This is a genomic window from Roseateles albus (assembly GCF_028595345.1).
In the GTDB taxonomy this organism is placed as follows: domain Bacteria; phylum Pseudomonadota; class Gammaproteobacteria; order Burkholderiales; family Burkholderiaceae_C; genus Paucibacter_A; species Paucibacter_A albus.
The window spans coordinates 1-6,174 of record NZ_JAQQXT010000032.1 but is presented as its reverse complement, the minus strand read 5'-3'; the positions used below and the strand labels follow the sequence as shown (position 1 = coordinate 6,174).

The 6,174-nt window shown below is 61.6% G+C and carries 5 protein-coding genes; 1 reads left to right on the top strand and 4 read right to left on the bottom strand.

Annotation, left to right across the window (positions count from 1 at the left end):
* Nucleotides 1-921: 921 nt before the first annotated feature.
* From PRZ03_RS23690 to PRZ03_RS23675, 4 genes are read right to left on the bottom strand one after another with little or no spacing between them, the layout of a single operon-like run.
* Nucleotides 922-2,136 (bottom strand): pyridoxal phosphate-dependent aminotransferase, encoded by a 1,215-nt coding sequence (locus PRZ03_RS23690; protein ID WP_273602561.1) that lies wholly within the window; start codon nucleotides 2,134-2,136, stop codon nucleotides 922-924.
* Nucleotides 2,133-2,759 (bottom strand): RraA family protein, encoded by a 627-nt coding sequence (locus PRZ03_RS23685; RefSeq protein ID WP_273602560.1) that lies wholly within the window; start codon nucleotides 2,757-2,759, stop codon nucleotides 2,133-2,135. The genes PRZ03_RS23690 and PRZ03_RS23685 overlap by 4 nt, the downstream gene beginning before the upstream one ends.
* On the bottom strand, nucleotides 2,756-3,421 hold the full coding sequence (locus tag PRZ03_RS23680) for an RraA family protein (RefSeq protein ID WP_273602563.1): 666 nt from the start codon (nucleotides 3,419-3,421) through the stop codon (nucleotides 2,756-2,758). The genes PRZ03_RS23685 and PRZ03_RS23680 overlap by 4 nt, the downstream gene beginning before the upstream one ends.
* Before the next feature lie 11 nt (nucleotides 3,422-3,432).
* A complete protein-coding gene (locus PRZ03_RS23675) occupies nucleotides 3,433-4,098 on the bottom strand; it encodes an RraA family protein (protein WP_273602562.1) in 666 nt (221 codons plus the stop codon).
* A gap of 102 nt (nucleotides 4,099-4,200) precedes the next feature.
* On the opposite strand from PRZ03_RS23675, the gene PRZ03_RS23670 reads away from it, so the two are divergent.
* A complete protein-coding gene (locus PRZ03_RS23670; RefSeq protein ID WP_263533950.1) occupies nucleotides 4,201-5,127 on the top strand; it encodes a LysR substrate-binding domain-containing protein in 927 nt (308 codons plus the stop codon).
* Nucleotides 5,128-6,174 lie beyond the last annotated feature (1,047 nt).

Sequence of the window (6,174 nt, the reverse complement as noted above, 5' to 3'; positions counted from 1 at the left end):
GAGCTTCATCCAAGGACGAGAATCAATCCCAATCTACTGACGCAGGCACCTTGGGGTAGCCTCTAGCAGTGGGTCAGTATTGCGTGATCGCGGTGGGTCAGTTCGATGCAATCGCCAACATGCGCACTCTCGTGCGGACCACAAAGCAGTCAAATTAGCCAGTGACGACCCCGGTGTCATGTGCCCGCCGTTCATTCTGAAGAATGGTGCGAGCCAGGCCACGACCCGTTGCTCCATTTGGCGAGCGACTGGCGCTGTGGCTGGGTGAAGCAGGTTCTGATTGAGCGAGGCGTTCCAGAGCGTAAGTGCCCAAGTTATCCATGGTGTTGGCGGGTCCATGTGTGCAAATGATGTGACCTCGCCCAGGCGTGCAGCAGCACCCAGAATGCTAGGTGCCAGCGAGTTCAGTGCAGTGGAGGCCCCTATCCCTAGCTCCGGTAGCTCTACCGGGAGGTCGAACACTGGCAGCTTTCCAAAATCACGGTGCATCAACTCAACGGCCTGATGCAATCCATCCGAGTTAACGGCGAATTCTTTGTCCAAGTAATTGCCTCTTTTGCTATCTGAAACTCAGTTTATCCGCCAACAAATAGGCTCGGCCGTGCACGGTTCCACCGACTGAAATCAGCCTTCCAGCGTCGAGCAGCTTCTCGCAATGGGCACCGTGCCGGCGCCCACTCTGCGCATCCGAAGGACAAGAACTGACCGGGACCGCGAGGCAGCATCATCGCCCGCAAGCCGATGTTGACCAAAACGGTCGGCGAACCGAACGTCAGCTTTGCGGCACCTGTTCGAACTTTCGGCCTGGCACAGGCCCGGCCATTTCGAGGGCGCTGACTGCGAGGCAACTGGGTGCCCGTAGCAGTCGCTCGATCTGGCGCTCAAACTCACGAAGGGGCGTCATGGCGTTGTGATCCGACATCAGCTCGTCGAATCGGCGAATTCTTGAATCGCCGTGCAGGCCTTGTCGAGCGAGTCCTCGTCCATCGCGTAAGCGATGCGCAGATACGGCCCCAGCCCGAAGGCACTGCCTGGCATGACGGCGACACCTTTCTCGTCCAGCATGGCCAACGCCACATCTTCGTCTGATGTGAGCAGGCGCCCCGCGGCGCTGCGACGCCCGATCAGCCCCTCGCAGGACGCGAAGGCATAGAACGCGCCTGCCGGTTTCGCACAACGCAGACCACGGATGCGATTCAGGCGGGTTGCCACCGCATCGCGTCGGCGCTCGAAGACGGCGCGGGTGTCCTCCACGAAATCCTGCGGCCCGGTCAGCGCGGCCAGGGCTGCATGTTGCGAGATGGAACAGGCGCCTGAGGTCTGCTGGCCCTGCAACTTCTCCATGGCTTGCAGCAACCAGGCCGGCCCGGTCGCAAAGCCGATCCGCCAGCCGGTCATGGCATAAGCTTTGGAGACCCCGTTCATCGTCAACGTGCGCTCGCGCATGCGGGGTTCTGCCTGCACCATCGTGGCGAAGTGTGCGCCGTCGAAGATCAGGTGTTCGTAGATGTCGTCGCTGAGCACCAGCACATGGGGCTGGCACAGCAGCACCTCGGCCAGTGCCTGCAGTTCTTCGGCGGTGTACACCGCGCCGGTAGGGTTAGAAGGCGAATTGAGGATGAGCCAGCGCGTGCGCGGCGTGACTGCATCGGCAAGGGCCTGCGGCGTCAGCTTGAAGCCGCTGGACTCGCTGCAGGCGACGACGACAGCCTTGGCGCCGCACAACTGCACCATCTCCGGGTAGCTGACCCAGTACGGCGCCGGAACGATGACTTCGTCTCCGGCGTTCAGCGTGGCGGCCAGTGCGTTGTAAATCACCTGCTTGCCGCCGCTGCACACCAGCGTGTCCTGCCAACGCGTGTCGATGCCGTTCTCAACGCGGAACTTCGCTGCAATCGCCTCGCGCAAGGCACGCAAGCCGGCCACCTGGGTGTACCTGGTGTGGCCATCGTTGATGGCGTCGATGGCCGCTTGGCGCACATGGGTCGGGGTGTTGAAGTCCGGCTCGCCGGCATTCAGCGAGATCACGGGTGCGCCGGATGCTCTGCGTTCGGCCACGCGGTCGATCATCCGGTACGTTGCTGACGGCTGCGCGGCCGCGAGATGGACATTCAAACGCTGCGTCGTTTCGTTCATACGCTCGCCCGCCATGCCGAAAGCCCGAGCAGGTCCACGGTCGTCTCGCCGCGGGCCAGTCGTGCCATGAAGTCAGCTTCCTTCTGTGACCTTGCTTCACCAGCCGCCAGGATGTCGTCGATCCTGGCACTTGGAAGGACGACCACACCGTCTTCATCGGCGACCACCAGGTCGCCGGCGGCAATCTGAACTCCGGTCATCAGGATCTGCTGGCCGACCGATGGCACGCTCGCCTTGATCGTGCCGCACACGGAAATGCCGCGCGAGAAGACCGGGAAGCGACGGCGCGCCATCGCCGCGACGTCGCGCACGCCGCCGTCAATCACCAGGCCCACGATGCCTGCGGCCTCAGCGGCGACGGTAAGCACCTCGCCCCAATAGCCCGCCAGGAAGTCGTCGGTGGTGACGACGAGCACGCTGCCCCGCGGCGCCCGCTCCACTGCAAGGTGAATGGCGAGGTTGTCTCCAGGGGAGCAGCGCACCGGGTAGGCCGGGGCAGCGACCGCAGCGCCAGTCCACACCGGACGGATTGCAGGGTCGAGCGCACATGGCAGACCGGATGCTTCGTAGAGGGTTGATGCGCCGAGGGCGAGCGCAAGGGCGCTCTGGGATGCGTGGCTCATGCGTTCCTCGTCTGCAGCCGGTGGTAGCCAAGCCGCGCGCGGGCTTCGCCCAGCGTCTGCCCTTGCGCGATCAACTCGCGGATCTGCGATTCCGCGGCCTCAATGCGGTGCGCCACCCCTGCCACCTCGGACGCCCTTGCGCGCGGTACGACGACCACGCCGTTGGCGTCGGCCACCACGATGTCCCGGGACACCACGCGCGCCGTGCCGATGGCCACCGGCTGGTTCACGGCAAGTACCTCGACACGTTCCTTGCCTGTGCGCATGAACCGGCCGCGAGTGAATAGCGGATAGCCGTCCCCCAGCGCCTTGGCCACGTCGCGGCAGACGCCGTCGATCACGGTGGCGGCAATGCCACGCAAGCCCGCGTACTGGGTCATGATGTCGCCCCAGACAGTGGCGTCGGTGCGACCATCGTTGTCGATGACGATCACGTCGCCTTCGGCCACATCGTCGATGAAGTCACCGACCGTGCCAGCGGGCTGACCGCAGCTCACGTATTTGACGGTGAAAGCCGGGCCGACCACGGCGCCACGGTATTCGGCCAGCGGCATGATGCCCAGGCACTGGCCCGGAATGCCGAGCTTGTCCAGTGCATCGGAGACGCCCGGCGTGTCCAAACCCTCGAAGAGGGCGACCAATTCGCGATCTTGTGCGTTCATTTCTCGTGAGTTCATTTCGGGGCTCCCGAGTTGATGGCTTCGAATTCCCTGTCGTGCATGACGTCTTCGACCGAACGACCGGCACGAACGGCCTGGGCCATGCCGTCCTGGCGTCGCGCGATTCGCTCTGCCAGATCCAACACCTCATCGATACGTGATGCCGGGACAAATACCGAGCCGCAGCGGTCGGCGATCACATAGTCCCCTTCCGCCACAGTGACGCCCGCCACGTTGATGGGTTGCCCGGCATTGAGTTGCACCACGCGATTGCGTGCGCTGACCATCGTGGCACCTCGCCCGTATATCGGGTATGCAATCTGCTCATTGGCGTCGATGTCGCGGCTGAAGCCGTCGATTACCGTGCCACGGATGCCCTTGACCTTGGCCGCGTTGGCCAGGATGTCACCCCAGCAGGAGACACCGTCGATGCCGCCAGTAATCACCAGGATCCGGTCGCCGGCGGTGATAGCGGCGATCACAGGCGAAATCAGATGCACCGTCGGTGAGCTATCGGTCTTAGGGCCTAGCTGTACGGTGCTGGCACGACCCACGATGCGGGGGCAATTCCACAGGGGGCGCAGGCCCACGGTGGCGCCGGGCAGGGAGAGGAAGTCAAGCGCGTCCGAGACAGTGGTGGTGTCCAGGCGCTCCAGTCGGGCAAGGAAGTCTGCAGGCATGACGGTGTGACTAAAGTTGATGTCACTACTGTCGGTCGGCGTGATCATTCTGTAAATTCCGATTTCAGGATCGTTCTGATATGCCCAACCTATGAATAAACCATGATCAATTTCCGCCTCATGCGTCACCTATGGCTGTTCCTCGCGGTGGCGGAGGAGCAGAACTTTGGCCGCGCCGCCAAGCGTTTGGGTATGTCACAGCCGCCACTGACCGAACAGATACAAGTCCTAGAGCAGGCACTCAAAGCAAAGCTATTCGTGCGTTCGCGCTTGGGGACCCAGCTGACCCCAGTTGGGCAGGCCATCCTGCCAGCGGTGCGCAAATTCCTGCTGCAAATGGAACAGTTGGAGCTGGCGGTGCAAGAGGCCATTGCAGGTCAGACAGGCATGCTGACCATTGGCGCCATATCTTCAGCCATGTTGGACGTACTACCACCCTTTCTGGAGCGGCTTCGCCAACAGCACCCAAAATTGACCCTTTCGGTTCGTGAGATCGACACCGTCGACGCCATTCCGGCGCTGCTGGCAGGGGATGTGGACTTGGCCTTTGCTCGCTTGGAGGGAGATCTGGGGAGCGATGTGCAAACCTTCACGATGGCGCAGGACCAACTGCTTGTCGCACTGCCTGCCCAGCACCGCCTAGCCCGGCGCCGGCGCATCGCGCTTTCAGATCTTGCTGCGGACTCTTTCGTGATGTTCAGCCGCCGCGTAAGCCCGATCTTCTTCGACCGCATCATTGCGCTGTGCCAGGCCAGCGGCTTCTCGCCGCGCATCCTCCATGAAGTGCGCAGCGTGACCACGCAAGTCGCCTCGGTAGGCTGTGGCCAGGGCATCGCACTAGTTCCGGCGACGCTCAAGCGCATGGCGCCAGACAGCGTGGTGTTCAAGCCCTTAGCCCAGATGGTGGAGGTTGTAACCACCGCCGCGGCATGGAGCTCGAAATCAACCAACCCCGCCTTGTCTTCTGCGCTGGAGATTCTGAAGATCACCCCAACCGTTCCGCGGGCCAGGCGCTCTAGCAGAGTCTAGGCACCTGCCTGAGGCGGTCTCCACAGGTTTGCAGCGTGCGAGACCGGCAGAAACGCGAACTGCCTTGTCGTAGCACCGACAGCCGTTACTCTAGCGCCCCACCGGCGCTCGTGTACCAACGCTGAAAGATGCGCAGGCAAACGCTGGTGGCCTACTTACAAGTGGCGGCTTATCTGGCAAAAGATATGGCGCGGAGAGGGTCAGCTTTTCGCCCACCATCTGAGCTTGCGGATGACCGCAACAGGGCTATTGCGTGAGTTGATCGAGCCCCGGCGAATACCCGCTTTGGGCACCCAGCCGCCGCAGATGATGAAGCAGCGAGCGGCTCCTTTAGGGACGATCGCGCTTATTCGACGGGTCAAGCAGCAGCCATTCGGCCCCGGTTGATCAAGGAGTTCGGCAACGGCTCACCTGAATGACCGCTGCATATTCGAGACCCGACATTGGCGCCGCAAATTCTGCTGCGGGTCAGTGACTGCTGAGTGGCTGGCACCTGAGTTCGACTCCCGGCCGCCAATGACCGCAACCGCTGCTTTGCTGACTACGTCGACCGTTTGCTCCGGGAATATTGAAGCCGGCCGGCCGATCGACGGACTTTATTCGCTTTGTGTACAGAGCAGGGTCTGAAATCGAAACCCTCGACGGACTTTGCTCGCCAAATCTGATTGAATGAAATCAATCACTTACGGGACGCATTTCCGACGGACTTTATTCCTCATAACATCTGCTGTTATTCCGACCAATTAAAGTCGTAAACAGATCATTAAAGTCGTAAACACCGCAATATAGTCGTAAACAAGAAAAGGCGCCCCGGCGCCTTTTCTTTTGCTAGCTTGAGCTTGGCGTTCTCCGCGTCCGATCAGTTTGACAGCCGGTGGGGGGGGGCAGTCCTACGCTGATGTATCGAAATACCGATGCATAAGAAGTCGGACCTGCAAAATTCGTTTTGCCGAAGCAAGCAACTGAAGCAGTTCCTGGTGAGGCTTGCCGTTATGGTGCGAATTGATGTCGCCAAGCCTTCTGGTGTGCCATCGGGCCGCCCAGCAG